The organism is Pseudomonas haemolytica, assembly GCF_009659625.1.
In the GTDB taxonomy this organism is placed as follows: Bacteria; Pseudomonadota; Gammaproteobacteria; order Pseudomonadales; family Pseudomonadaceae; genus Aquipseudomonas; species Aquipseudomonas haemolytica.
Genome location: NZ_VOIW01000002.1, coordinates 213,042 through 234,822 on the forward strand (window position 1 = coordinate 213,042; position 21,781 = coordinate 234,822).

Below are 21,781 nucleotides of genomic sequence, written 5' to 3' on the forward strand. Positions count from 1 at the left end.
GCCTTGAAATTATTTTGTTGGCCGTGGAATAACCTTCAACGCCGGACGTCTCTCTAGTTCCAGCGTAGTGATCAGCCAGACACCCATGCATGAACTCGACGAACAGTTACGTGAACTCATCCCCAGGTTACGGCGTTTTGCCGTGTCCCTGACGCGCAACAGCAGCAGCGCCGATGACCTGGTGCAGGCGACCCTGGAACGGGCGATCATCGCCTGGGCCAGCAAACGTATCGAAGGCGACCTGCGCGCCTGGCTGTTCTCGATCCTCTACCGGCAGTTTCTCGACGCCCACCGCCGTAGCCGACGCTATGCACGCATGCTCGAATTCTTCACCGGCCGCGATGACGTGCAACCGTCGGTGGAGCGCACGGTGATGGCCCAATCCACCCTGCAAGCCTTCGACCGGCTCACCACCGAACAGCGTGCCCTGCTGCTATGGGTGTCTGTCGAAGGCTTGAGCTACAAGGAAGTGGCCGAGATTCTTGCGGTGCCCATCGGTACCGTGATGTCCCGCCTGTCCCGCGCGCGCCAAGCGCTGCGTCAACTCAGCGATGGCGAAATTACCGGCCCTGCCCTGCGGAGACTCAAATGATCAGCCTTCCCCCCAGCGAACGCGATTTGCATGCCTACGTCGATCATCAATTACTGGAGAGTGATCGCCGCGTGCTTGAAACCTGGCTGGCCAACCACCCCGAGGTCGCCGCGCAGGTGCATGCCTGGCAACAGGATGCGCAATTATTGCGTGCCTCTTTAAGCGGCTCGCTGCAACAGCCGAACAACCCGGCACTGGACCCGGCGCTGATTCGCCAGCGCATCAAGCGTCAGTCCCGCCGCCACTTCGCCACGGCGGCGCTGCTGCTGATCGCCGTGAGCCTCGGCGGCGTGGGCGGCTGGCACGCCCGCGAAGTTACCCAACCGCCGCTGCTGCCGATGACCGACGCCATGCAGGCCTACCGGCTGTTTGCCCAGGACGGCATCATGCCCGCCGACTACAACGCCGACGGCGGCGGCAATATGCAGGCCTGGCTCGACCGCTATTTCAATCAGGCCCACCGCCTGCCCGACCTGAGCCAGGCGGGGTTCAAGCCGGTCAGCGGGCGCCTGCTCACCACCGACCAAGGCGCAGCGGCCATGGTGCTGTACGAAGACCTACAAGGCCGGCGCATCAGCTTCTATATCCGCCCGCCGGGCCCGAACAACGGTTTTCTGCCCCGGGGCAGCCGCAGTGCCGATGGCTTGCAGGCCCAATACTGGTCGGGCGGCGGCTACAACTACGCGATAGTCAGCCCGGTGGATCAGCCCGTCACGCCGTTGATGAAATTCTAGAAGCCCACGTCCAGCACCACGTTGTCGATATAAGTGCCGCCCGGCGGCGTGGTCTGGTCGGTGTAGATTCGCGCGTTGTAGTTGTACACCTGGCTGCCGGTCCCCAAGCCGTTACCGGGGTTGACCTCGGCCGTGGAGCTGGCACGCCGCGCCGCGCCGACACTGCCCCACCGCGTGGTGCCGGCGCTTTTGAAAATGTCGTAGGCCAGGTAATTGGTACCAGAAATCATGCGTCGCCGCCCGCCGACACTGACCGGGTTCTGGCCGTCGCTCAAGCCCACGGTATAGGCGCTGCCCTTGGTGCAGGCGATATTGATCGTCTGCCCGGTCACCGCAGTAAACCCACTGACCACCGGCGCGCTGCCAAAGCTGATATTCGGCGCGGTGATCTGGCAGTCATTGGTCACGGTCATGCTGACCGTCAGCGACGCCGTGCCGCTGCCAATGTCACGCCCCAGGCACAGACCACCAACGCCGATCCCCGAGCAATAATTCCAGTTCCAGGCGATGTTCAATGTCTCGGTATACAACCCAGCCGCGACGTTGCTGCCGGTGATGCTGCTCAGGTACAGCGGCACGGTCTTCGCCCCAGGCCCGGCGACCAGGCCAATGCTCTGGGCAATCCCCCCGGCACCACCAAAATCGAATTGTGCGCCACGGGTTATCGGGTAGCTGGTGCTGTTGTTGCCATAAATCGTGTAGCCGATCACATCACCGGTCGGCCCGACCATGCCGCTCTGGGCCGAGGTGATCGTCGCGTAAAAGTGGTCCGTGGACACCAGCAACGAAATCAACGCCGAGGTGCAGCTCAACCCTGAGTTGGTGGTGGAGCTGGTTTGCGCCGCCGTGCGCACCGTCATCGAACTGATCGAGCCGAAACTGGCCGGCACAGTGGAACCGACCGAACACAGCGCCATTACCTGCCCGGAAAACAACAGCCCTACTCCATACAGCCATGCCTTGCCCGTCACCCGCAGCCTGCTCATTGGCACACCAACGGCCCGATGAGGGGCACGTCCTGTTGTTGCTCATCGATGTCGAATGTCGCCTGGCAGGTCCGCCCTTCGCCCAACGTGACCTGCAAGGTGTTGTGGGCGCTGAGGTTTTCCAGATAAACCAGGCCATCCCAGCCCACCACCGCCTGGGTGCTGCTTTGCTCGTGCACCACCAGGCTGCCCAGTGGCAACTCCTGATGCTGGCGATCCACCAGAGTGATACTGGCGGCGAGCACCCGGCGCAGCGGGAACTCCAGCAGATAGCCGCTACCCCGGCGCACCGACACCCGCTGTTCCACATTGGGGCTCTGCACATTCGCCGGCAGGTTCAGCGGGTCGATCTCATATTTGCCGCGGTAATACGCACTGCTCCACGGCACCAGCAAGTGGCCGTTACGGTCGGTCTGGCCCACCAGCTGGTTCTCGTAGCGCACCGGAATCCCGGCAAACCCCTGGGTACTCACCACCACAAACGCATCATTGATACGGTTGGCGGCAAAGGTCTCGCCTCCCATCCAAACCAGCGAGCCGCTGGCATCCGCCCAGCGCGTCTGCGCATCGCTGCTGCCGTACACGCCGGCCTGCAACTGCACCGACTGCAAGCGCCAGGTCAGGTCGGCCTGCCGATAGACCGGGCCATCACCCTGGGCATAACCGAGGTTGTAACCCACGCCGCCTTCGCTGGGCACCGAGCGGCTGTAGTTGATGCGTTGGCGGCTGGCACCATCTTTGCTGCGCTCGGTGCTCAAGGCCAGGCTGCCGTTGAGGTCGAACGGGATGACCAGTTGTGCCTGCATGGCCCAGTTGCTGTCGCCGATTTCGCGGTTGGCCGACAGGTAGAAGCTGGTATTGCGCCACAGCGGTTTGCTCCAGCTCAGGTTAAGCAGGCGCGTGCGCGAATCGTCCGCCGCCTGCACGTCGAAATAGCCCAGGCCCAGGCTGCCAAAACGCTCGAGGTTGAGGCTCAGGGTCACCTGCTCGCTGCGCTTGCTGAGGCTGGCGTAAGGGGTATCGACCAGGGTCAGGTCGGCATAGTCGTCGCGCCGCTGCACGCGCTGGTACATCAGGCTGTAGCGCGTGCTGTTGTACTGGTAGCCCAGGCTCAGTTGCTGGCCGCTGCGGCTGTCGAACTGGCTCTGGCTGACGGCGGTATTGAGCACGCCGAAGTTGCCCAGGCGCAGGTTGCCACCGAGCCCGCCGAGGGTCAGGTCGCTGGACGCTTCGGCGTGGCTTTCCAGGGTCAGGTTATCCGAATAACCATAGCGAAACGTACCGCTGGTCACGCCCGGCCCGTAGCCGAAATCGCGCAGGGTGTAGTCACGACGCAAGGTACCGGCGGCCACCGAAAAGTCCGTCAAGCCTTGTTGCAGCAAGGTGCTGGTGACGTAGAACGGCACCGTGGTCGAGACCTGGCGACCGAGGGTATCGGTGGTGACCACCACGGCCTCGCCGGCACCGTTGATGAACGGGATGTTGGTCAGGGTATAGGGGCCGGGTTGCAGCTGTGCGCTGTCGGATTTGTAGCCGTTGATAAACAGGTCCACCGACGAGGGTACCGCCGCCTCACCGGCAAACTGCGGCAAGGGGTAAGTGACCAGGTCCGGGCGCACGGCAAAGTCCCGAGACAGTTGCACCCCGCCCAGGCGCACCGAGCTGCTCCAGGGCAGCGAACCACTGATCACGTCGCCGGCCTCGTAGGTGAGCAGGCGTTCATCATCGGAAAACCGCCAAGTGGTGTCGTAGCGCCGGTAGCCGTTGCTGAGGGTGCTGTCGCTGATGCCACCGGCGAGGGTCTGGCGGACCTGCCCGGTGTTGGACAACGTGCCCCAATTGTCGAACAGCCGCACCTCGTTCCAGGCGGCGAGGTAACTGCCGCCGTCATCGGTGTCGTTGAAATACACGTCATAGTTGAGCAAGGCGCCGAAGCTGCTCATGGCCTGGGTGCGGGGGTAGGTGCTGCGGTTGCCGATAAACTGCGCCTGCAACCATGACGGCGGCACATCCAGCAGCAGGCGCTGGCCATGGCTGTCGTAGTCGCTGTGCAGGCCGGGCACCTGGTCGAGGGCCACACTGCCGACGGGTTCGCCAGGCAGTTTCATGCCCACGTCCTGCAAGGCACTGGCCGGTACAAACAGCTGGCCGGCGCGCTGATCGACGGCGATGACGCGGCCGGTGTCCATCTGGTTGACCACCAGTTCCAGAAACAGCTGAGCATCAGCGACTGCCTCCATACTGCTCGGCGGCGGCGGCAGGTCGCCCGCCACCGCCGCGCCCCACAGCCCGCTTGCCACTGCCACCGACGGCCATAAACCTCGAGCCCAGCCACGACTCACCATGGCGTTGTGTCCTTCAATGGACATCTCCATCCTGTCTAAACCCGGGCTTGAGCCCGTCTCGCTACACAACCATTACCGCTTTGGCGCCAGGCTCTCCAGTTGCGGCGCGCCGTTGACCCTGACTTGCAATGGCTGGTCGGCCGACACGGCATCCGGCACCGGCCAGCGCATGCTCGCGCCCGGCAGTACATAGCCGAGCAACCCCTCCACCAGCGGCCGGGTCTGCCCGCCCTGTTTGAACGACGCATCGGTGAGCCGCGCGTGCACGGCGCCCTGGTTGCGCACCTCGATGTAGCTGTGCCCGGCCACGTTGACCTTTTGCCAGCTCAACTCCGGCTTGCCCGCGCCCTTGGGGTCGCGCTGGCGAGTGGCGTCATCCTTGCTCCAAAGCCCGGCGCCGTAGGCAAACAACGGCACCGAATAGCGCATCTGGAAGCGAATCGCCGCCGCTGTGTTCTTGCCTTCCGGCGGTGCGGGCACCTGCAGCGCCGAAGGGATTTCATCGATGATGATGCGGTAGGCCAACTCCTGCCCGGGTGGCACTTCACGGGTGCGGGTCAGGCGCACCAGTTGCTTCTGGCCGGGCTCGATCCTGGCCACCGGCGGGCTACCGATCACATCGCGCTGGTTCTGGTACTGCTCCTCGAAGCCGGTCTGGCTCCAGGCAAACACGCGGATCTGCAGGTTGGCGGTCTCCGTGCCACGGTTCTCCAGCCACAACGCACTGGCCTGTTGATCGGCCTCCAACACCGGGTCAATGGGCCAGATCAGCACCGAACTGGCCGCCTGCACCAGCCCTGCTGTGCACAAAAAAACCAAGGCAATACCCGCGGCACACCACCGCCGGGAAGCTGAACGCATAACACCACTCCTTATACCGATAGCCCTACCACGACAGCTGCACCTGCAGCGTGTCGCTATACGTCCCCCCAGGCTGATTGCCCGGCAATACCACCCGCCCGTAAATCGGCAGGCTGATGTTGTTTGCATCGCTGTAGGTCACGCTGACGCTCTGGCTGATCCCCAGGCTTTGGCTGAACGCCGCATCCCGAAACAATTGGTAAGCCACCCGCGCACTGCCGCTGTTGAGCTGCAAATTACGCCCGGCGCTGCTGTGCAAGCCGCCATCCACACTCATGCTCAGGGCCACGCCCGGCGTGCATTGCAACGTCACACCGCCAGTGAGGGCCGCCGTTACCGTGCTGGTGGCCAGGGCCGAATAGCTGCCGTAGGCCAACGCGCCGTAGTTGGAGCCACCGCCCACGATCAGGCAGCCCGGGGTAATGGTCGCGCTGACCTGGAAGCTCTGGCTGGTCACCGCCGATAGCGGCAGCGGCATCGCCAACCCACAGGCCAACCACACTCTGAGCCACATCGTTAGAACGTCAGCTCCACGGCCACGGTGTCGGTGTAAGTACCCGCCGGCAGCCCCGCCTTGCCCACCGCCCGACCGTAGAGGTTGACGGTCTGCGCCACGCCCGTGCTGGTGGCGAGGGTGACCACGCCATCAATCGCCAGGAGCGCGGAGTGCCCGCTGTCGGTGTAGAAGTCGTAAGGCACGAAGTTCCCCGCCCCATCGGCCAGCGCACGGGTGCCGCCCGGGGAGGCGCCATCATGGGCACCGGCACGCACCTTCACCGCAGGCGTGGTGCCGGCCGAACATAGGATCGACAGCGCCCCGCCAGTACCGGTGCCGCCGAGCAATTGCGCATCGGCATTGGTAAACAGGCTGTTGGTGGTGCCGAAGTTCAGGCTACCGAAGTTCAACCCGGTGGCCGCTCCAGAACCGTTGACCTGGCAACTGGCGATCAAGGTCAGGCTGGAGGTGATCTGCCCGGTGACCGTGGTCGCCGCATTCACGCTGGAAGCCAGCGCCAGGCCCAGGGCACATACGCCGATTCGAGATACGAGTGCATGCATGATATTTATCCTCATGGTTTACCAATCCAGAGTCACCGTCAGGGTGTCTGTGTAGATGCCGGCCGGTAGGGCCCTGGTATTCGCCACCACTGAGCCGAATACCGGAATAGGTACCTGTGCGCCCTTGGTCACGACGAAATTGCGCTGCTGGCCGATGCGGTAGGCGCTCTGGCCCAATGCATCGGCCGATAGCCGATAGGGAATCGTCTGGCGGCCGTTGCTCAGGCGGCGCGTGGTGCCGTCGCCGTGGGCGCCACCGTCGATGGTCACGGTGAAACTGCTGACCACCGAAGGGTTGCAGGAAACCGACAGCGGCGCTTTCTCGCCATCGGAAAGGGTCGCTCCCAACGTGTCATTCCAGGTCGGCCCCTGGCTGCCGAAATCCAGCAGCGCGGTGCCGCCTTCGGGGGTCACCGGTGCGCGCTCCACGCCTTTGCTGACTTCGCAACTGGCGGTGATCACCAACCGCGCGTGGATCTGCCCGTTGACCGCGGCCGCCTGCGCGTCATCCGCCAGCAACAGCAGGCTGCCCAGGGCCGCAACGGCCAGATAGCGGCTTACCATGTGACGGTGACCTTGAGCAGGTCGGAATAACGGCCGACGGCCGGGATATCTTTGAGCGGTTCGATACGGCCATACAGCGGCAGGTCGACCGAACCGGTGTCCGGTACGCGGCCGCTGATCGGCACGTCCACCGGCAAGGGGATCAACCGCGCGGCGTCGGCATAGATTCGATAGGGAATGGGCCTGCTTGAAGGCGCCGCATTGGCGAGGTAACGCACTTCGCCTACGCCGCCATGCAGGCCGCCATCAACGCGTATTTGGTAAGGCGTGTCGGGGTTACATTCCAGGCGCGGCTGGCGCTGGCTGATCAAGGCCGCACTCAGGGGGCCGGCCGGGTCATCCAGACGAGGGCCGTTACCGAAATCCAATACGCCAAGTTGCTCGATGCCCGCATGGCGGGTGGTGCCCACCAACTGGCAACCCCGCTGCACGTCGATGCGCACCTCCACCTGGAGTTGCGCAGCGTAAGCCGTGTTGCAGAGCATCGTGCTCATGACAGCCAATACCGCCGGTCCCTTCACAGCCCCAATTCCTTATACAGGGGTGACAACTGTGTATGAGATTAGTCATTTAAAGTGAAAGTGCCAGTTTGCCGGGCTTGGCGCCCATGCCATGCTTTTTCGAGATGGCTGGCCGCGTACATCCCTATTGGTCAAATGGCGTCGGGCGCCCTACAGTGAGTGACCACCGCAATACAGAGTGACTCTCATTGGCCGTGCTTCCCCTGCTCCAGCGCCTGCTGGGTAAAAAAACCGACGTTCTGGGCGCCTCGCCTATCCCGGCGTATTTTCAGAACAAGGCCGAACAACAGGGCTATACCCTCAGCGACGGGCAAATCCGGGCGGTTACCGCCCTGGATCGCGAGACCCAGCACCTGCTCAACGGCCAAGCCACGCGCAGCCTGTACCTGCATGGCCCAGTGGGGCGCGGCAAAAGCTGGCTGCTGGACGGTTTTTTCCAGGCGCTGCCGATCGCCGAGAAGCAGCGCGTGCACTTCCACGATTTCTTCACCCGCCTGCACCAAGGCATGTTCCTGCACCGCGGGCATGACGATGCCCTGGCCGTCGCCCTGGATCAGTTGCTGGCCGACTGCCGGGTGCTCTGCTTCGACGAATTCCACGTCCACGATATCGGCGATGCGATGCTCATCAGCCGCTTGTTCAAGGCCCTGTTTCAGCGCGGGGTGCTGGTGCTGGTGACCTCCAACTACCCACCCGCTGGCTTGCTGCCCAACCCGCTGTACCATGAACGATTCAAGCCGGTGATCGACCTGATCGCCGCGCGCATGGACGTGTTGGAAGTCAGTGCGCCCCAGGACTTTCGCAGCCTGCCCCAGGCCCACCCGCAGCAATGCTTCACCAGCGGCCAGTATGTATGGCCAGGCACTTCAGACCAGCGAGTAAGCCTCGGGTTGCCCGCCATGGATTGCCCGGCGCTAGCCCTGACCGTCGGCACTCGGCGGTTGCTGTGCCGCGGCCATCAGGCGCGGACCATCGTGTTCACCTTCAACGACCTGTGTGAACAGCTCACGGCAGTCATGGACTACCTGCTGCTGTGCCAGGATTTCGACCATTGGATCATCGACGGCCTGCCACAACTGGCCGAATGCCCAATTGCCGTGCAACAGCGTTTTATCAACTTGGTGGATGTGCTCTACGACCAGGACAAACGCCTGACCCTCATCGGCCACCAACCCCTGGAAAAATGCCTGGAAGGCCAGGCCATCGACCTCGCCCGCACCGCTAGCCGCCTGCGCCAATTGCAAACACGCAGCCCGCAAACCGCCCCCGACCCGGTATCATGAGCGCCTTTTGTGCCCCCTTCCGAGTGCCGTGCTGTTCATGAATACCCTCGCCCAACTCAAGGCTGGCCAACTGGCTGGCGCGACGCGCCTGGACCTGACCTGCGGGCTGACCGAGTTCCCCCGGGAGATCTTCGAACTGGCCGACTCCCTGGAAATCCTCAACCTCTCGGGCAACGCCCTGAGCAGCCTGCCGACCGACCTGCATCGCCTGAAGCACCTGCGCGTGCTGTTCTGCTCGGAAAACGCATTTACCGAGTTGCCGGAGTGCCTTGGCCGGTGTGCGAAGCTGAGCATGATTGCCTTCAGAGTCAATAAGATCAGCCACGTGCCGGCCGCCGCCTTGCCGCCCCAGTTGCGCTGGCTGATCCTCACCGATAACTGCATCAGCCAATTGCCCGACGAACTGGGCCAACGCCCATTGCTGCAAAAACTGATGCTGGCCGGCAACCAACTGACCGGATTGCCGCAAAGCCTGGCCCAATGCAAGAACCTGGAGCTGATCCGCATCGCCTCCAACCGCTTCACCCAACTGCCGCAGTGGCTGCTGACGCTACCGAGCCTGACCTGGCTGGCCTACGCCGGCAACCCGGTGGAAATGGCGGTGGAGGTAAAGGGAGATGATGCAACGCCGAACATTCCCTGGCCGGAACTGGAACTGGGCGAGGTACTCGGTGAAGGCGCTTCGGGGATCATTCATAAAGCATGGTGGAAACCCCAGGCGCTGCCGGTCGCGGTCAAGTTGTACAAGGGCACCATCACCAGCGACGGTTCACCGCTGCATGAAATGCAAGCCTGCATCGCCGCCGGGTTGCACCCTAACCTGATCAAGGTGCAAGGCCGTGTCGTCGGCCACCCCGACGACCGGGCTGCACTGGTGATGGACCTGATCGACCCCAGCTACCGCAACCTCGCGGCTCTGCCGAGCATGGCATCCTGCACCCGGGATATCTACGAGCACGGCACCCGTTTCAGCCTCGATGTGGCCATGCGCATGGTACGAGGCATCGCCTCGGTGGCGGCGCACTTGCACCGGCAGGGCATCACCCATGGCGACCTGTATGGCCACAATATCTTGTGGAATACGGCGGGAGATTGTCTGCTTGGCGACTTTGGCGCAGCGTCATTCCATGCCACCACAGACTCCCTGGAAACCAGGGCGTTGCAGCGTATTGAAGTGCGGGCGTTCGGGGTGTTGTTGGGGGAGTTGTTGGAGCGGGTTGAGGCAAGTAACGAAACCTTACGGGCACTGCAACAAAGATGCTCTCAGCCGGATATGCTGGCACGACCGAGCTTCGAAGAAATCGAAGCGTTGCTGAAATCTATGCAGCACCACTAAACCAATGTGGGAGGGGGCTTGCTCCCTCCCACATTTTTGACTGCATTTGTCCAGTGGCTAGCCAGCCAGGCCGACAAACATATCCTGCACATCATCATGGTTGTCCAGGCCTTCCAGGAACGCCTCGACTTCAGCCATTTGCTCATCGGTCAAACCACTGACCGGGTTCTTCGAGAGGTAGCCCAGCTTGGCCGACAGCACTGTGAAACCCTGCTCCGGCAAGGCTTTTTGCACGGCATCCAGGTCGGTGGTTTCAGTGATGAACAGGGTGGTGCCCTCTTCTTCACCGTCTTCGAAGTCCTGGGCGCCAGCTTCAATGGCGGCCATTTCCGGATCAGCGTCCGGGGTGTCCGGCGATGCTTCGATCAGGCCGACGTGGTTGAAGTCCCAGGCCACCGAGCCGGAAGCCCCCAGTTGGCCCTTGCGGAATGCAACGCGGATTTCTGCCACGGTACGGTTGATGTTGTCGGTCACGCACTCAACGATCAATGGCACCTGGTGCGGGGCGAAACCTTCGTAGGTCACGCGGTGGTATTGCACCGTTTCACCGAGCAGGCCGGCGCCCTTCTTGATCGCGCGCTCCAGGGTTTCCTTGGGCATCGAGGCCTTCTTGGCCTGCTCCACCACCAGGCGCAGGTGCGCGTTGGTCGCGGTATCGGCGCCGTTGCGGGCGGCGATGGTGATTTCTTTCACCAGCTTGCCGAAGATCTTGCCCTTGGCATTGGATGCCGCTTCTTTATGTTTGACTTTCCACTGTGCGCCCATGACTCACTCTCTTATATCCATGGCGCCGAGACGTCTACTGGCCGGCGCTTTGGGGGCAGAGTTTATAGCGCAAGAACGCATCGTTCCACCAAAAAACCGCCCAAGCCCTCAGGTGCGCAAGGGTTTGATCGCGACGTTGCGGTCTGGCACAAAATCCCCGACCTGGGCCAGTACCGCAGGCCTGGCGTTCCAATAGGGCATCAACACCAGCGAAGAAAACAGCGCCGCGCCGGCAAACACGATAAACACCGTGACGGTATCGAAGTAGCCCGGCAGCAAGCCGCCAAGGATCGCCCCCACCGAACCGCAGCCATTCACAAAGCCTGCGGCCGTGGCGCCAGCCTTGGCGGTGCCGAAGTCGATGGCCGCGGTGCTGCTGATCATCGAGTCCGGGCCGTACAGGGTCAGGCCCATCACAAACAGCAAGGCCATCACCAGCACCACGCTACCGGTGTGCAGCGCACCCATGAACAGCGCCAGGGCCACGGTCAACGCCAGCAAGCTAAGCACACAGGCCGGCATTCGCCGGGCGCCGAACAGTTTGTCGGAGGCCAGGCCGATCAGTACCGGCCCGAGCAAACCGGCCAGCTCAAACGCAGTGGGCACGATGGCCGCGCCGACCTTGCCCACCGACGGCATCTGCTCGTAGACAATCACCGGCCCCCACAACAGGATCGCGTAGCGCGCCGGCTTGAGCAGGAAGTACGCCAGCCCCAGGGTCAATACCGTGCGGTTACGCAGGATCGCGCGCAGGGGTTCGAGCACGCTGATGCGCTGTTGAGCGCCAGCCTCTTCGGCGCTCAAGACCGGCTCGGGTTCCACCGCCGGCAAGCCCACATCCTGCGGGGTATTGCGCTGAAAGATGAAGAACAGCACGGCCACCACCGCCACCACTGCGGCACTGGAGATAAATGCCGCGTGCCAGCTACCGATCAGCGTATAGGCCCACCAGCCGGCAAACGGTGACGCCACCAGCCCGCCAAAGGCGTAGCACGAACTCCACAACCCCAACACCCGCCCCCGCTGCTGGGCCGGGAAGAAACTGCCAAGGTTCTTGCACAACCCCGACCAGCCGGTGGACTGCGCCAAACCCTGAATCAACATGCAGGTGACGAAGATCGGCAAGGTGGCAAACGTGCCCATCACCAGCGCCGCGGCGGCGGAAATCAGCAAGCCGCCGAGCACCACCAGCCGTGGCCCGAAGCGGTCGGCAAGCATGCCCCAGGTGAATTGGCCTACGGCGTAGGCAGCAAGGTAGAGGCCATCCAGGTTGGCCATCATCATTTTATCGAGGGGGAAGCTCGGGTCATCACCAATCCCCAATTTCGCTACGGAAAATGCTTTGCGGGTGAAATAGAACGCGGCGTACGCCAGCCAGGTGATGGCGAAAATCTGCACGCGCCAACGCTTGATGCTACCCATAGGGATATTCATGGTGGTTCTGACCTCAGGTGTGAGTGTGCCGGCAGAATCGAAAGAAAACGCCTGTTTTTTTTATGGTTGAGCACTGCAATGTCGGGCCGTGAAGGCCGCGACATTGGTCAGATGGGTGCGGTATGCCTGCGCCCATGGCCGCCGGGGTTGTAGGACTCAACCTACAGCGACTGAGGTGCATCAAAGCAATGGCTGACTAATAGGTAAAATCGATTTATCGTATTTCAAATATAAGTTCAGCTTGTAAGAGGACGTGCCATGTCGGTTTCCCATGCCCAGCTCAAGGCCTTCCATGCGGTGGCCGTCCACGGCAGTTTTACCGGGGCCGCCGAGCGCCTGTTCCTGACCCAGCCGGCGATTTCCGACCAAGTGCGCAAACTTGAGGAGCGCTTCGGCGTGTTGCTGTTCCACCGCAATAAACGTTCGGTGCGCCTGACCGATCTCGGAGAGCGCCTGCTGGGCATCACCCAGCGCCTGTTTGTGATCGAGGCGCAAGCCGAGGAATTGCTGCAGGACTCCCGCGCCCTGCTCACTGGCACCCTTACCCTGGCGGTGGATGCACCCGTGCATGTACTGCCGCAGATCGCGCGCTTCTGCCAGCTGTACCCGGGGATCAGCGTGAAGATTGAAACCGGCAACACCGATGAATCATTGTCTCGCCTCTACAACTACCAGGCCGACCTCGCGCTGTTGGGGCGCGATGTCGACGATGCACGCCTGTTGTCGCTGCCCTTGCCCGACGACCAGCTCCTGGCGTTCGTCGCACGCAACCACCCCTGGGCCGGGCGCGAATCCATCTGCCTGGCCGACCTCGATGACACGCCACTGGTATTGCGTGAAATAGGCTCGGTCACCCGTCAGACCCTGGAGCAGGAAATGAGCCAGGCCGGCCTGCGCATTCGCCCGGCGATCCAGGTGGAAGGCCGCGAGGCCGCCCGTGAAGCGGTAGTGGTGGGCATTGGCGTGGGCGTGGTGTCGGCCGCGGAGTTCGGCGCTGACGCACGGGTGTACGCCATGCCGATCCGCGATTGTACCCAGCGCATGAAGGAAACCCTGGTGTGCCTGAAAGAGCAGAGTTCACGCCGGGTGGTGGCGACCTTTCTGGAGATCGTGCGTGAGAGCCTTCATGCCAAATCGAAAAATGCCTGAATCAATCGCAGCGACCGGCGCCGCTCCATGCAGCCGAGCATATGCCGATTCAGCAGGCCATCACCCAGGATCGGTACGGCTTGTACACGCGGGTCCGGGCTGATCTCCATCGACGACACCACCCCCACGCCCAATTCAGCCGCAACGGCTTCGGCCACGGCTTCACGGCTGTCCAGTTCCAACAGCACCTTGGGTTGCACATTCGCCGCCAGGCACGCGTCATCAAAGGTGCGCCGGGTGATGGAGCTGGGCTCACGCAACACCATGATGACCTCATGCAGTTGCGCCAGTTGAATCCCCTCGGGCTGTTTTGCCCACGGATGCGCTGCCGGCACCAGGGCGCAAATGCGTGACTCGCTCAAGGGTTGCAGGTGCAGGCCATTGCGCGGTTCCACCTCGGTGAGCACCGCCACATCCGCATGCTCGGACAGCAGCGCCGCCAACGTCTCCTGGGCATTGCCCAGGCGCAGGTTCACGGTGATGCCCGGGTAGCGCGAGCGCAGGCTGGCGATCATCGGCATGACCAAGTGAGGGCCATCTGCTGCCACTTCCAGGCGCCCGGTGAGCAACTGGCGGTTGGCCTCCAGCATGGTCTGTGCTTCGTCTACCAAACCGAAGATCGCCCGGGTGATGGCCGCCAGGCGCGCGCCCTCCTCGGTCAACTCCACCCGTCGTGCGGTGCGGCGCAACAACGGGATCTGGTAGTACTCCTCAAGCGCCTTGATATGCCCGGTCACCGCCGGCTGGCTGATGAACAGCCGAGCCGCCGCACGGGTAAAACTGCCCTCGCGGGCCACGGCGTCGAATGCACGCAATTGGAACAGGTTCATAGCTATCGGCCTCACTGATAGCTCGCATAACAACAAACAATTTGATTGATGACAAGCCAAACTGCAATTTAGGCGCCGTAGCTTCACCCCCGACACCTTGCGAGGATTTGAGATGACCACTGCCGCGCCGATCCTGTTGACCCCTGGCCCCCTGACCACATCGAACCGCACCCGTCAGGCGATGATGGTGGATTGGGGTTCATGGGATGACCGCTTCAACCAGCTCACTGCCAGCGCGTGCACGCAGTTGCTGGCGATCCTCAACGGCGCCGACAGTCACCATTGTGTGCCGTTGCAAGGCAGCGGCACCTTCGCCGTCGAAGCCGCCATCGGCACCCTGGTACCCCGCGACGGCAAGGTGCTGGTGCTGATCAACGGCGCCTACGGCAAGCGCCTGGCGAAGATCTGCGAAGTGCTAGGCCGTGCGTTCAGCACCTTTGAAACCGCTGAGGACGAACCCACCACGGCCGCTGATGTGGACCGCCTGCTGCAGGCTGACAGCGCCATCACCCACGTCGCGCTGATCCATTGCGAAACCAGTACCGGCATTCTCAACCCGTTGCCGGAGATCGCCCAGGTCATCAAACGTCACGGCAAGCGCCTGATCATCGATGCCATGAGTTCCTTCGGCGCGCTGCCGATCGATGCCCGCGAAGTACCGTTCGAAGCGTTGATCGCCGCCTCCGGCAAATGCCTGGAAGGCGTACCGGGCATGGGGTTTGTGTTCGCGGAAAAACACGCGCTGGCTGCCGCCCAGGGCAACTGCCATTCCCTGGCAATGGACTTGTTCGACCAGCACAGCTACATGGCCAAGACCGGCCAATGGCGCTTCACCCCGCCGACCCACGTAGTCGCGGCCCTGCATGAAGCGCTGCTGCAATACGCCGAAGAAGGCGGCCTGCCCGCCCGTCATCAACGCTACGCCAACAACTGTCAGGCACTGCTGGACGGCATGGCTGCACTGGGCCTGCGCAGTTTTCTGCCAGCGGCGATCCAGGCGCCGATCATCGTCACCTTCCACGCACCGAAAGACCCGCGCTACCAGTTCAAGGACTTCTACGAACGGGTCAAGACCAAGGGCTTCATCCTTTACCCCGGCAAATTGACCCAGGTGGAAACCTTCCGCGTGGGCTGCATCGGCCATGTCGACACGGCCGGCATGCGCGCAGCGGTCAAGGCCATCGCCGACGTGCTGCAAGAAATGGAAGTGTTGGACATTTGATTCCCCCCATTACCCACAGGATCTGAACCATGAACTATCAAAACCCCAACGCCCTCCAGGCCGTTATCCTCGACTGGGCTGGCACCGTGGTCGACTTCGGCTCCTTTGCCCCCACGCAGATTTTTGTCGAAGCGTTTGCCGAGTTCGACGTGCAAGTCTCTATCGAGGAAGCCCGTGGCCCGATGGGCATGGGCAAGTGGGACCATATCCGCACCCTCTGCGACCAGCCGCAAGTTGCCGAGCGCTATCGCAAGGCATTCGGCCGCATGCCGACCGATGATGATGTAACCGCCATCTACCAGCGCTTCATGCCGCTGCAGATCGAGAAGATCGCCGAGCACTCGGCGCTGATCCCCGGCGCCCTCGACACCATTGCAACGCTGCGGGCGCAAGGGATCAAGATCGGCTCCTGCTCCGGCTACCCCAAGCAAGTGATGGACAAGGTCGTGGCCCTGGCCGCCACCAACGGCTATGTCGCCGACCATGTGGTTGCCACCGACGAAGTGCCCAACGGCCGCCCTTGGCCAGCCCAGGCGCTGGCCAACGTGATCGCCCTGGGCATCGATGACGTGGCCGCGTGCGTGAAAGTCGACGACACCGTGCCGGGTATCCTCGAAGGCCGTCGCGCCGGTATGTGGACGGTGGCGCTGACCTGCTCGGGCAATGCCCTGGGCCTGACCTACGCACAGTTCCGTGCCCTGGACAGCGCCACATTGACCAGCGAGCGCCAGCGTATCGAAGCGATGTTCCAAGCGTCGCGCCCGCATTACTTGATCGATACCATCAACGACCTGCCCGGGGTCATCGCCGATATCAACCAGCGTTTGGCTCGCGGGGAAATGCCGCAAAGCTACTGATACGGTCAATAAGGTGACTTGATTGGCTTGCTCACCCGTTTCGCGTGAGCAAGCATTTGTGGTGAATAGCCTTGGCCTGCGTTGGGCTGCAAGCACTACCACTGTGGTGTGTCAGGGTGAGTGGCGGTGTGATTACCATGTGGACTGGTCTTCGAGGCTGGCTTTTTGGAGGTCGTCTTCCAGACTTCGCTGGCTAAACGGTAGATGTCAGCGAAGAAGCCTCGGGGGTCGGCTATTTCTGTTTCGCCCTAGGGCATCGTCGAGTATTCATCTGGGTCATTTCCAAAAAAGAATTAAATTTGATTTTTCTGTACTTAAAGCGATGTGTAGATTTTCCATTAACTTGAATTTTTGGCAATCCGCGTACTCAGACGTTTGTTGGGCACAAATGAATGGTATTTACTCTCAACTCTACTAAATCGAGTTCCTGTTTTATTGGCTCATCAAGCTCAACAAGGATTATTGAGTCGCCAAGCTTCAATGCGGCACAACCATCGCCTCCATCTTGAATTAGTTCGCCAATTATGAAATGAGTGTCATTGGTAAAAATGATCTGCGGCGTCTTCTCAAGCGAGGACATGATGTTTGTTTCCCAAGAGAACACTTCGTCCAGCTCAAGTTCCACGTCTAGATCTTCACCAATTTCTGGTGTGGGATCGCTCCATAAAGCCACACCATTCCCGAAGGGTGAGTTGAATCTCACACGTAGAATGTCTTGATCAGAAAAAATACCAGTTACTCTTATCTTCATTTTATTTCATTTCTTCGTTAGTGAAAATCTTACAATGACTTTATAAGGGCTTGCGAAGGCTGTTTTTTCCAGGTGACGCTGAGGCTGTATTGAAATGTCATTTTTGACAAGGTTTCTGGTTAGGCTGGGCCGTCTAATTGGGTGTTGTTTATATAATTGTGAATTTCGCTTTCATGTTGTTGATTGAAGTTGTGTTCAATAAGATTCAGGAGGGTGCTGTCGTTATCGTCAGTTACGTAAAAAAATTGAGCGGCGGCGTGGGTTTCTGAGTCATAGAATCTGCATAAAATGGTGTCAGGTTGTGACTCCAAAAAAACACTTATTTTTTCAGGCGTGATGCTCTTTTCAAATATTGTCATATTGGTCCAGAGTTTGTCTATTTCGCTTCTGGTTTTTTCAATAACCATTAGAGTGTCGTGAGAGCTCTCCAGAGCTAGATTGTCTATATTTCGTGGATTGTTTGGAAGGTTTCTAATCCTGCTATAAGTGTTGCTTTTTTTGTTTTTTCTGAATAGGTCTTCAGAGTTCAATGTATTGATGTGAGTTTTTTTGTATAAATATTCTTCAGTTCTTGAGTTGAATGCGGCGCCAGTGGCGGCACACCACGCTCTTTTTATAGGCCAGCCTACTAATTGGCCCATTATTTCACACCATGATTCCCATACGCTATTAAAGTTATGGTTTATCAATGTTGTAGTAGTGAACCTTACATTGCCTGTAGGGTGTATGCTTTCCCATGGCCTTATACCGAATTGGTTTATGTATGCAGTTTTCATTTTGATCTCTTGAAGTAGGTATGTGCATCATCACCAATTTTTAACGGGATTTTGATTTCATTCACTGTGTTTTTGGTGTTGAAGTGAGGTCCATGGTTACCCTCTTTGTGACCTAGTGAATGCTCATAAGCTTTAGTTAGGCGGTGCTTTTTTAAGCTGAGACGTACACTCGCCCAAGGCTCTATGGTGTCCGCCGTAGAGAACAATTTGGGTGGAGTGATCTTCATGCCCAAATCACACAGTGATGGTCATCCATGTGTACTAAAAACGTCAGTTCGTTATCGGTTATCCAAAATGGATAACCGGTGGTTTCGCCTAAAACAGATGCTAAAACTGGTGCAGTATCAATTTCCCATGCCCTATATTTTGAGTCGAATACCAGCAGAACTAGACCATTCTTGCTGATGCGATACGACATCTCTTTCCAAAATTTAGGGTTATGCTCTGTGCATTTTTCGTTCAGTTCGGTGGGATCAAGCACGTTGCTTTGTGATTTGAAAAATTTTCTCGTCAGAGAATTTACCAATACGTTTAGTTCATTTGAATCAAGCTTCCTCGAGTTGATTTTCAAGGTGTCACATGCTTCGTCTATTTCCTTTTCCAAGTAGCTCATCGAGGGATACCTATTTTGGAGCGGCTAACCGAGACCAGCTTGAGTAGTATATGGCCTCTCTTTGCGCCTCCACCGGCCCTCTTTCCAGGAGTTTGATAGCCGATATGAGGTGATTTTGGGCCTTCTTTGCTTGGCAAAAGCAGAGGGTCGTCAATATTCACTTCCGCCCCCCTATTAGGGGCGCTTTGTACACGCCATTGCGTTGGAAATGATTTGCCATCTTGGTCTTTGCCCCATTTCGATACGCTATATTCAGTCTTCGGTATGCCTGTTCTGCGGTAGCGTGGATATCTCAGCAAATACTAGTGTCGACATCTCTCTGTGAATGTATATGCACAATCTAAAAATAGAAAAACACGCCAGTTTTTTTACTGATGGCTAATTTGTTTAGGCGGATGAGTTTCTCTAATAGTTCTGGCTGTTCAGGTAATGACTGGTTTTCCAGTATTTTCAACATTTCAGCAAGTTCTTCATCAGTGTTGATGCATTCGTCTTCGTAGTCATCTATGATTTTTCTTAAAGAACTGTTGATTTCTTCGAATATGCCTGAATTTAGAAGTAATTGGTGCTCTGTGTTCGTGAGGAGCAGGCGTTCCATCTGGTCGTCTGGACACGCATCTAGGTCTAGCAGAGACATGGCTTCGCCAGTCAAAGGCGTGCAAATCAACTTCATTGATTATATCCTTTATTGAAATGTGCAACCTCGTTGCATTCGATTTTTGTTCCGTATAAACCGTTTATGGTTGTCACCCCTATCAATTATTGCTCGGACTTTAGATTGCTGGCTATATTTGATTTCGTTGCCAGAATATCCTTCACCTACAATTGCTCCTGGGAGCATTAAAGATATTTCTTCTGGTGCCACTCGAGCAACTAGCCCACGCTAATCGGATTTTCCTGCGTGATTCATTAATTTAGCAGCTTAAGTGTCCGATTGATTTCTTTGTTGAAAAATAAGTAGTTCTCAAATTTACTCACAACGTGGCTCAGCCAGAGCGGTCCTGATGCCCACTCGTGCGGATAGTAATAATAGCAATACTGTTCATGCAGCAGCTTCTCCAAAAAATTGGATTCGTTTGTATAGGATTTGATCAATTCTAGAATTTCTTTTTTTACGGTGGCGATTACATCCATAGATGAGTCTAGTAGAAAAGCATCAATGACCTCGTCAGCTGTGGCGTGTTCTTCTATCCAGTCTTGATGGAAGTAAGCTCCAAAAAATTGCTGAAGCTCAGTTAGTTGGTTATTCATTTTTCTATTGGATATTCTGTCAGTAAAAGGTAGCCATCTGGCATCTTTGGTTTTCGAATTAAAACTAGCATAAACTTATAAACAGGTATGGATTCTGTGGCACCTCTTATAGCGCTCAAGCCTACGGGCTGGCTCGAATGCTCTCTAATAATATGCTTGTCCTTCGTTCCTTTTAGGAATTTGGATATTTCCTGACTGCGCGAGGCCAAGCTTTTGGATACAAGTGCTTCTGCGTCTTCTAAAGTTTTGAACGTAGATGCTGCAGGTATATGTGGTTCCGCCTCAAGCACTTTCTAAGTGCTGAAACATAAATTTTCTGGTAGATTTTTCGCATCTATTCTCCTTGCTTAAAATCCCTCATGAGATTTGTATCAACTCGTTCTCCTACCGATGTCCAGGCGTTGAACGAAGCCTATCTGCACGGAGAAAAGCCTACCTTGCGCCGTCGGCGCTCATGCCATTTTGCTCAGCAACAATGAGCACACCATCAATCAGATCAGCAAGATTCTCTGTGTTGGGCGTGACACCGTCAGCATCTGGATCAAAACTTGGGAAATCGACGGTCTGGAGGGGCTCATTGATAAACCTCGCACGGGGCGGCCGCAAATCTACAACGATCAGGACCGAGAACGATTGAAAGCCCTGGTGTCAGAAGCCCCCCATCAGTTCAAAGCCGTCCAGGCACGCTTGCAACAAGAAACGGGGAAAACGTCCTGCACGATGACCCTCAAGCGGGCTTTAAAAAAAGCTGGAGTATAGCTTCAAACGGGCTCGCCGATCTTTGAAAGAGCAGCGTGATGAAACCGATTTCCGTAACACTCAAAACTTGCTTCAAGAGCTCTGGCAATGGGAAGAACGCGAAGAAACCGAGCTTTAAGAGCAAGGCGCTGGAGTGGCGTGCGCAACGGCTTTATGTGATCTTTCTGCCCCCGTACTCACCCGAGCTCAACTTGATCGAAATGCTCTGGAAGAAAATCAAGTATGAATGGTTGCCTGTCACCGCCTATCAAAGCTTCCAGTCACTCACCGATCATGTCCTCAGCGTGTTATCAAATTACGGAGAGCGATACAAGATCAGTTTTGTTTAGGTACTCAGTCTCAAAAAACCAACCCTACTCTTCTGGAGTGTAAGTATAAAATTCTGGCTTGGTTAAAGCGTCGAAAAGCTCCATTAGATCTTTTGGCTTGTTAATATTTTTTGAGGCGATGATTTCTTCTCTTTGAGAGTTTCTAGTGTTTTCGATGCAGTATGTAAAAAGTAGACTTTGGATTATCGAGAGGTTTGGCTTGAGTTTCATTCGAGATCCTTAAAGCTATGAAGAAATACGTTGTCCAGCGTCGTGTAACTGTAAGGTCGTTTTGCATTAGATTGGTCCATGCATCGGCTCGGTCTTATAGAAACACGTCCCCTGGACAGGGGCCGCTTTGCAGCCCCGCGCGAGAAATTCGCTCGCCACAAGGGACTGATATGGCGTTGGAGAGCGATTTTTTAAAATTTTAAATTTGATGCGTTGTAGTAGTTTCTCAAACAGTTTAAAAGGACTCGCATAAAGTTTTTCTGATCGGTTACGGGTGCGCTGAAATAAGTTGACATGGTTTTAAAAACCGCATCGAAATTGTCGTTTGTAGCTAGGAAGTGTGATATCGAATCAATGAACCACTCTTGCTCAATCCTAGTATAAAGTAGGAATTCTGGTTTGGTCAGTTCGTCAAAAAGCCTTACAAGTTCTTTGTCGTCATTTATATTTCTTGATGCAATGATTTTCTCCCGCTCTAAGTCGTCCGTATTTTCAATGTCGTAAGTGAACAGTAGTCCACGAATTATTGACATGCTGGGCTTGTTTTTCATTTT

Annotated in this window: 25 protein-coding genes and 1 pseudogene; 8 read left to right on the top strand and 18 right to left on the bottom strand. The window is 57.9% G+C overall.

Annotated features, from left to right (window positions below; translation table 11 throughout):
• The first annotated feature begins 85 nt into the window (after positions 1-85).
• Both FRT59_RS07180 and FRT59_RS07185 read left to right on the top strand, forming a co-directional pair.
• On the top strand, positions 86-592 hold the full coding sequence (locus FRT59_RS07180; RefSeq protein ID WP_153839262.1) for a sigma-70 family RNA polymerase sigma factor: 507 nt from the start codon (positions 86-88) through the stop codon (positions 590-592).
• Positions 589-1,326 carry an anti-sigma factor family protein gene (locus FRT59_RS07185; protein WP_153870793.1) on the top strand — a complete coding sequence of 246 codons (738 nt, stop codon included), beginning with the start codon at positions 589-591 and terminating at the stop codon, positions 1,324-1,326. The genes FRT59_RS07180 and FRT59_RS07185 overlap by 4 nt, the downstream gene beginning before the upstream one ends.
• Here FRT59_RS07185 and FRT59_RS07190 read toward each other — a convergent pair.
• From FRT59_RS07190 to FRT59_RS07220, 7 genes are all read right to left on the bottom strand, one after another.
• Positions 1,323-2,312: a Csu type fimbrial protein gene (locus FRT59_RS07190; RefSeq protein WP_411828940.1), complete on the bottom strand. Its 990-nt coding sequence runs from the start codon at positions 2,310-2,312 to the stop codon at positions 1,323-1,325. The two genes, FRT59_RS07185 and FRT59_RS07190, sit on opposite strands and share 4 nt — an antisense overlap.
• Positions 2,309-4,657, bottom strand: coding sequence for a fimbria/pilus outer membrane usher protein (locus FRT59_RS07195; RefSeq protein WP_153871123.1), 2,349 nt, complete (start codon positions 4,655-4,657; stop codon positions 2,309-2,311). Before FRT59_RS07195 ends, FRT59_RS07190 begins: the two co-directional genes overlap by 4 nt.
• A gap of 72 nt (positions 4,658-4,729) precedes the next feature.
• The gene (locus tag FRT59_RS07200; protein ID WP_153870794.1) at positions 4,730-5,518 is read right to left on the bottom strand and encodes a fimbrial biogenesis chaperone; all 789 of its coding nucleotides are present in this window, start codon (positions 5,516-5,518) and stop codon (positions 4,730-4,732) included.
• A gap of 25 nt (positions 5,519-5,543) precedes the next feature.
• Complete coding sequence (locus FRT59_RS07205; protein WP_034120335.1) at positions 5,544-6,032, bottom strand: Csu type fimbrial protein; 489 nt, start codon at positions 6,030-6,032, stop codon at positions 5,544-5,546.
• Positions 6,033-6,034: 2 nt separating this feature from the next.
• The gene (locus FRT59_RS07210; protein ID WP_034120336.1) at positions 6,035-6,577 is read right to left on the bottom strand and encodes a Csu type fimbrial protein; all 543 of its coding nucleotides are present in this window, start codon (positions 6,575-6,577) and stop codon (positions 6,035-6,037) included.
• 18 nt (positions 6,578-6,595) lie between these two features.
• Positions 6,596-7,141, bottom strand: coding sequence for a spore coat protein U domain-containing protein (locus tag FRT59_RS07215; protein ID WP_153870795.1), 546 nt, complete (start codon positions 7,139-7,141; stop codon positions 6,596-6,598).
• On the bottom strand, positions 7,135-7,635 hold the full coding sequence (locus FRT59_RS07220; RefSeq protein ID WP_425338799.1) for a Csu type fimbrial protein: 501 nt from the start codon (positions 7,633-7,635) through the stop codon (positions 7,135-7,137). Before FRT59_RS07220 ends, FRT59_RS07215 begins: the two co-directional genes overlap by 7 nt.
• A 215-nt stretch (positions 7,636-7,850) precedes the next feature.
• Between FRT59_RS07220 and zapE the strand changes: the two genes are divergently transcribed.
• The gene (gene zapE / locus FRT59_RS07225) at positions 7,851-8,945 is read left to right on the top strand and encodes a cell division protein ZapE (RefSeq protein ID WP_153870796.1); all 1,095 of its coding nucleotides are present in this window, start codon (positions 7,851-7,853) and stop codon (positions 8,943-8,945) included.
• Positions 8,946-8,982: 37 nt separating this feature from the next.
• Entirely contained in the window at positions 8,983-10,281 is a 1,299-nt protein-coding gene (locus FRT59_RS07230) for a protein kinase (protein ID WP_153870797.1), read from the top strand.
• A 57-nt stretch (positions 10,282-10,338) separates the two neighbouring features.
• Here FRT59_RS07230 and FRT59_RS07235 read toward each other — a convergent pair whose 3' ends face one another.
• Positions 10,339-11,046, bottom strand: coding sequence for a YebC/PmpR family DNA-binding transcriptional regulator (locus tag FRT59_RS07235; protein ID WP_034120341.1), 708 nt, complete (start codon positions 11,044-11,046; stop codon positions 10,339-10,341).
• Between the two features lie 108 nt (positions 11,047-11,154).
• Positions 11,155-12,480, bottom strand: a complete 1,326-nt coding sequence (locus FRT59_RS07240; protein WP_153839256.1) for an MFS transporter — start codon at positions 12,478-12,480, stop codon at positions 11,155-11,157.
• 258 nt (positions 12,481-12,738) lie between these two features.
• Between FRT59_RS07240 and FRT59_RS07245 the strand changes: the two genes are divergently transcribed.
• On the top strand, positions 12,739-13,629 hold the full coding sequence (locus FRT59_RS07245; protein WP_153839255.1) for a LysR substrate-binding domain-containing protein: 891 nt from the start codon (positions 12,739-12,741) through the stop codon (positions 13,627-13,629).
• Here the strand turns inward: FRT59_RS07245 and FRT59_RS07250 are convergent.
• A complete protein-coding gene (locus tag FRT59_RS07250) occupies positions 13,605-14,459 on the bottom strand; it encodes a LysR substrate-binding domain-containing protein (RefSeq protein WP_034120344.1) in 855 nt (284 codons plus the stop codon). The genes FRT59_RS07245 and FRT59_RS07250 overlap by 25 nt on opposite strands.
• A gap of 112 nt (positions 14,460-14,571) precedes the next feature.
• Here FRT59_RS07250 and FRT59_RS07255 point away from each other — a divergent pair, with 112 nt between their 5' ends.
• Positions 14,572-15,681, top strand: a complete 1,110-nt coding sequence (locus FRT59_RS07255; protein ID WP_153870798.1) for a 2-aminoethylphosphonate--pyruvate transaminase — start codon at positions 14,572-14,574, stop codon at positions 15,679-15,681.
• 29 nt (positions 15,682-15,710) lie between these two features.
• Complete coding sequence (gene phnX, locus FRT59_RS07260) at positions 15,711-16,538, top strand: phosphonoacetaldehyde hydrolase (RefSeq protein WP_153870799.1); 828 nt, start codon at positions 15,711-15,713, stop codon at positions 16,536-16,538.
• 367 nt (positions 16,539-16,905) lie between these two features.
• Here the strand turns inward: phnX and FRT59_RS07265 are convergent, their stop codons facing one another.
• From FRT59_RS07265 to FRT59_RS27510, 7 genes are all read right to left on the bottom strand, one after another.
• On the bottom strand, positions 16,906-17,289 hold the full coding sequence (locus tag FRT59_RS07265) for a hypothetical protein (RefSeq protein ID WP_153870800.1): 384 nt from the start codon (positions 17,287-17,289) through the stop codon (positions 16,906-16,908).
• A 119-nt stretch (positions 17,290-17,408) separates the two neighbouring features.
• Positions 17,409-18,065: a hypothetical protein gene (locus tag FRT59_RS07270; protein WP_153870801.1), complete on the bottom strand. Its 657-nt coding sequence runs from the start codon at positions 18,063-18,065 to the stop codon at positions 17,409-17,411.
• A 223-nt stretch (positions 18,066-18,288) separates the two neighbouring features.
• The gene (locus FRT59_RS07275; protein WP_153870802.1) at positions 18,289-18,678 is read right to left on the bottom strand and encodes a hypothetical protein; all 390 of its coding nucleotides are present in this window, start codon (positions 18,676-18,678) and stop codon (positions 18,289-18,291) included.
• Positions 18,675-18,977, bottom strand: coding sequence for a polymorphic toxin type 47 domain-containing protein (locus FRT59_RS27505; protein ID WP_153870803.1), 303 nt, complete (start codon positions 18,975-18,977; stop codon positions 18,675-18,677). Before FRT59_RS27505 ends, FRT59_RS07275 begins: the two co-directional genes overlap by 4 nt.
• A gap of 41 nt (positions 18,978-19,018) precedes the next feature.
• Positions 19,019-19,351, bottom strand: a complete 333-nt coding sequence (locus FRT59_RS07285) for a hypothetical protein (RefSeq protein ID WP_034120352.1) — start codon at positions 19,349-19,351, stop codon at positions 19,019-19,021.
• 236 nt (positions 19,352-19,587) lie between these two features.
• On the bottom strand, positions 19,588-19,929 hold the full coding sequence (locus FRT59_RS07290) for a contact-dependent growth inhibition system immunity protein (RefSeq protein WP_153870804.1): 342 nt from the start codon (positions 19,927-19,929) through the stop codon (positions 19,588-19,590).
• Positions 19,926-20,219 carry an RNase A-like domain-containing protein gene (locus tag FRT59_RS27510; protein WP_167524259.1) on the bottom strand — a complete coding sequence of 98 codons (294 nt, stop codon included), beginning with the start codon at positions 20,217-20,219 and terminating at the stop codon, positions 19,926-19,928. Before FRT59_RS27510 ends, FRT59_RS07290 begins: the two co-directional genes overlap by 4 nt.
• 69 nt (positions 20,220-20,288) lie before the next feature.
• Here FRT59_RS27510 and FRT59_RS07295 point away from each other — a divergent pair.
• Positions 20,289-21,017, top strand: a pseudogene (locus FRT59_RS07295) (helix-turn-helix domain-containing protein).
• Between the two features lie 401 nt (positions 21,018-21,418).
• On the opposite strand, the gene FRT59_RS07300 reads toward FRT59_RS07295, so the two are convergent.
• Positions 21,419-21,778 carry a hypothetical protein gene (locus tag FRT59_RS07300; RefSeq protein WP_153870805.1) on the bottom strand — a complete coding sequence of 120 codons (360 nt, stop codon included), beginning with the start codon at positions 21,776-21,778 and terminating at the stop codon, positions 21,419-21,421.
• Positions 21,779-21,781 lie beyond the last annotated feature (3 nt).

What these genes read in the sequence shown, in the direction of transcription:
- FRT59_RS07180 (WP_153839262.1), top strand. Translation starts at nt 86, where the DNA reads ATGCATGAACTCGACGAACAGTTACGTGAACTCATCCCCAGGTTACGG.
- FRT59_RS07185 (WP_153870793.1), top strand. Translation starts at nt 589, where the DNA reads ATGATCAGCCTTCCCCCCAGCGAACGCGATTTGCATGCCTACGTCGAT.
- FRT59_RS07190 (WP_411828940.1), bottom strand. Translation starts at nt 2,312, where the DNA reads ATGAGCAGGCTGCGGGTGACGGGCAAGGCATGGCTGTATGGAGTAGGG.
- FRT59_RS07195 (WP_153871123.1), bottom strand. Translation starts at nt 4,657, where the DNA reads ATGGTGAGTCGTGGCTGGGCTCGAGGTTTATGGCCGTCGGTGGCAGTG.
- FRT59_RS07200 (WP_153870794.1), bottom strand. Translation starts at nt 5,518, where the DNA reads ATGCGTTCAGCTTCCCGGCGGTGGTGTGCCGCGGGTATTGCCTTGGTT.
- FRT59_RS07205 (WP_034120335.1), bottom strand. Translation starts at nt 6,032, where the DNA reads ATGTGGCTCAGAGTGTGGTTGGCCTGTGGGTTGGCGATGCCGCTGCCG.
- FRT59_RS07210 (WP_034120336.1), bottom strand. Translation starts at nt 6,577, where the DNA reads ATGCATGCACTCGTATCTCGAATCGGCGTATGTGCCCTGGGCCTGGCG.
- FRT59_RS07215 (WP_153870795.1), bottom strand. Translation starts at nt 7,141, where the DNA reads ATGGTAAGCCGCTATCTGGCCGTTGCGGCCCTGGGCAGCCTGCTGTTG.
- FRT59_RS07220 (WP_425338799.1), bottom strand. Translation starts at nt 7,635, where the DNA reads ATGAGCACGATGCTCTGCAACACGGCTTACGCTGCGCAACTCCAGGTG.
- FRT59_RS07230 (WP_153870797.1), top strand. Translation starts at nt 8,983, where the DNA reads ATGAATACCCTCGCCCAACTCAAGGCTGGCCAACTGGCTGGCGCGACG.
- FRT59_RS07235 (WP_034120341.1), bottom strand. Translation starts at nt 11,046, where the DNA reads ATGGGCGCACAGTGGAAAGTCAAACATAAAGAAGCGGCATCCAATGCC.
- FRT59_RS07240 (WP_153839256.1), bottom strand. Translation starts at nt 12,480, where the DNA reads ATGAATATCCCTATGGGTAGCATCAAGCGTTGGCGCGTGCAGATTTTC.
- FRT59_RS07245 (WP_153839255.1), top strand. Translation starts at nt 12,739, where the DNA reads ATGTCGGTTTCCCATGCCCAGCTCAAGGCCTTCCATGCGGTGGCCGTC.
- FRT59_RS07250 (WP_034120344.1), bottom strand. Translation starts at nt 14,459, where the DNA reads ATGAACCTGTTCCAATTGCGTGCATTCGACGCCGTGGCCCGCGAGGGC.
- FRT59_RS07255 (WP_153870798.1), top strand. Translation starts at nt 14,572, where the DNA reads ATGACCACTGCCGCGCCGATCCTGTTGACCCCTGGCCCCCTGACCACA.
- phnX (WP_153870799.1), top strand. Translation starts at nt 15,711, where the DNA reads ATGAACTATCAAAACCCCAACGCCCTCCAGGCCGTTATCCTCGACTGG.
- FRT59_RS07265 (WP_153870800.1), bottom strand. Translation starts at nt 17,289, where the DNA reads ATGAAGATAAGAGTAACTGGTATTTTTTCTGATCAAGACATTCTACGT.
- FRT59_RS07270 (WP_153870801.1), bottom strand. Translation starts at nt 18,065, where the DNA reads ATGAAAACTGCATACATAAACCAATTCGGTATAAGGCCATGGGAAAGC.
- FRT59_RS07275 (WP_153870802.1), bottom strand. Translation starts at nt 18,678, where the DNA reads ATGAGCTACTTGGAAAAGGAAATAGACGAAGCATGTGACACCTTGAAA.
- FRT59_RS07285 (WP_034120352.1), bottom strand. Translation starts at nt 19,351, where the DNA reads ATGAAGTTGATTTGCACGCCTTTGACTGGCGAAGCCATGTCTCTGCTA.
- FRT59_RS07290 (WP_153870804.1), bottom strand. Translation starts at nt 19,929, where the DNA reads ATGAATAACCAACTAACTGAGCTTCAGCAATTTTTTGGAGCTTACTTC.
- FRT59_RS07300 (WP_153870805.1), bottom strand. Translation starts at nt 21,778, where the DNA reads ATGAAAAACAAGCCCAGCATGTCAATAATTCGTGGACTACTGTTCACT.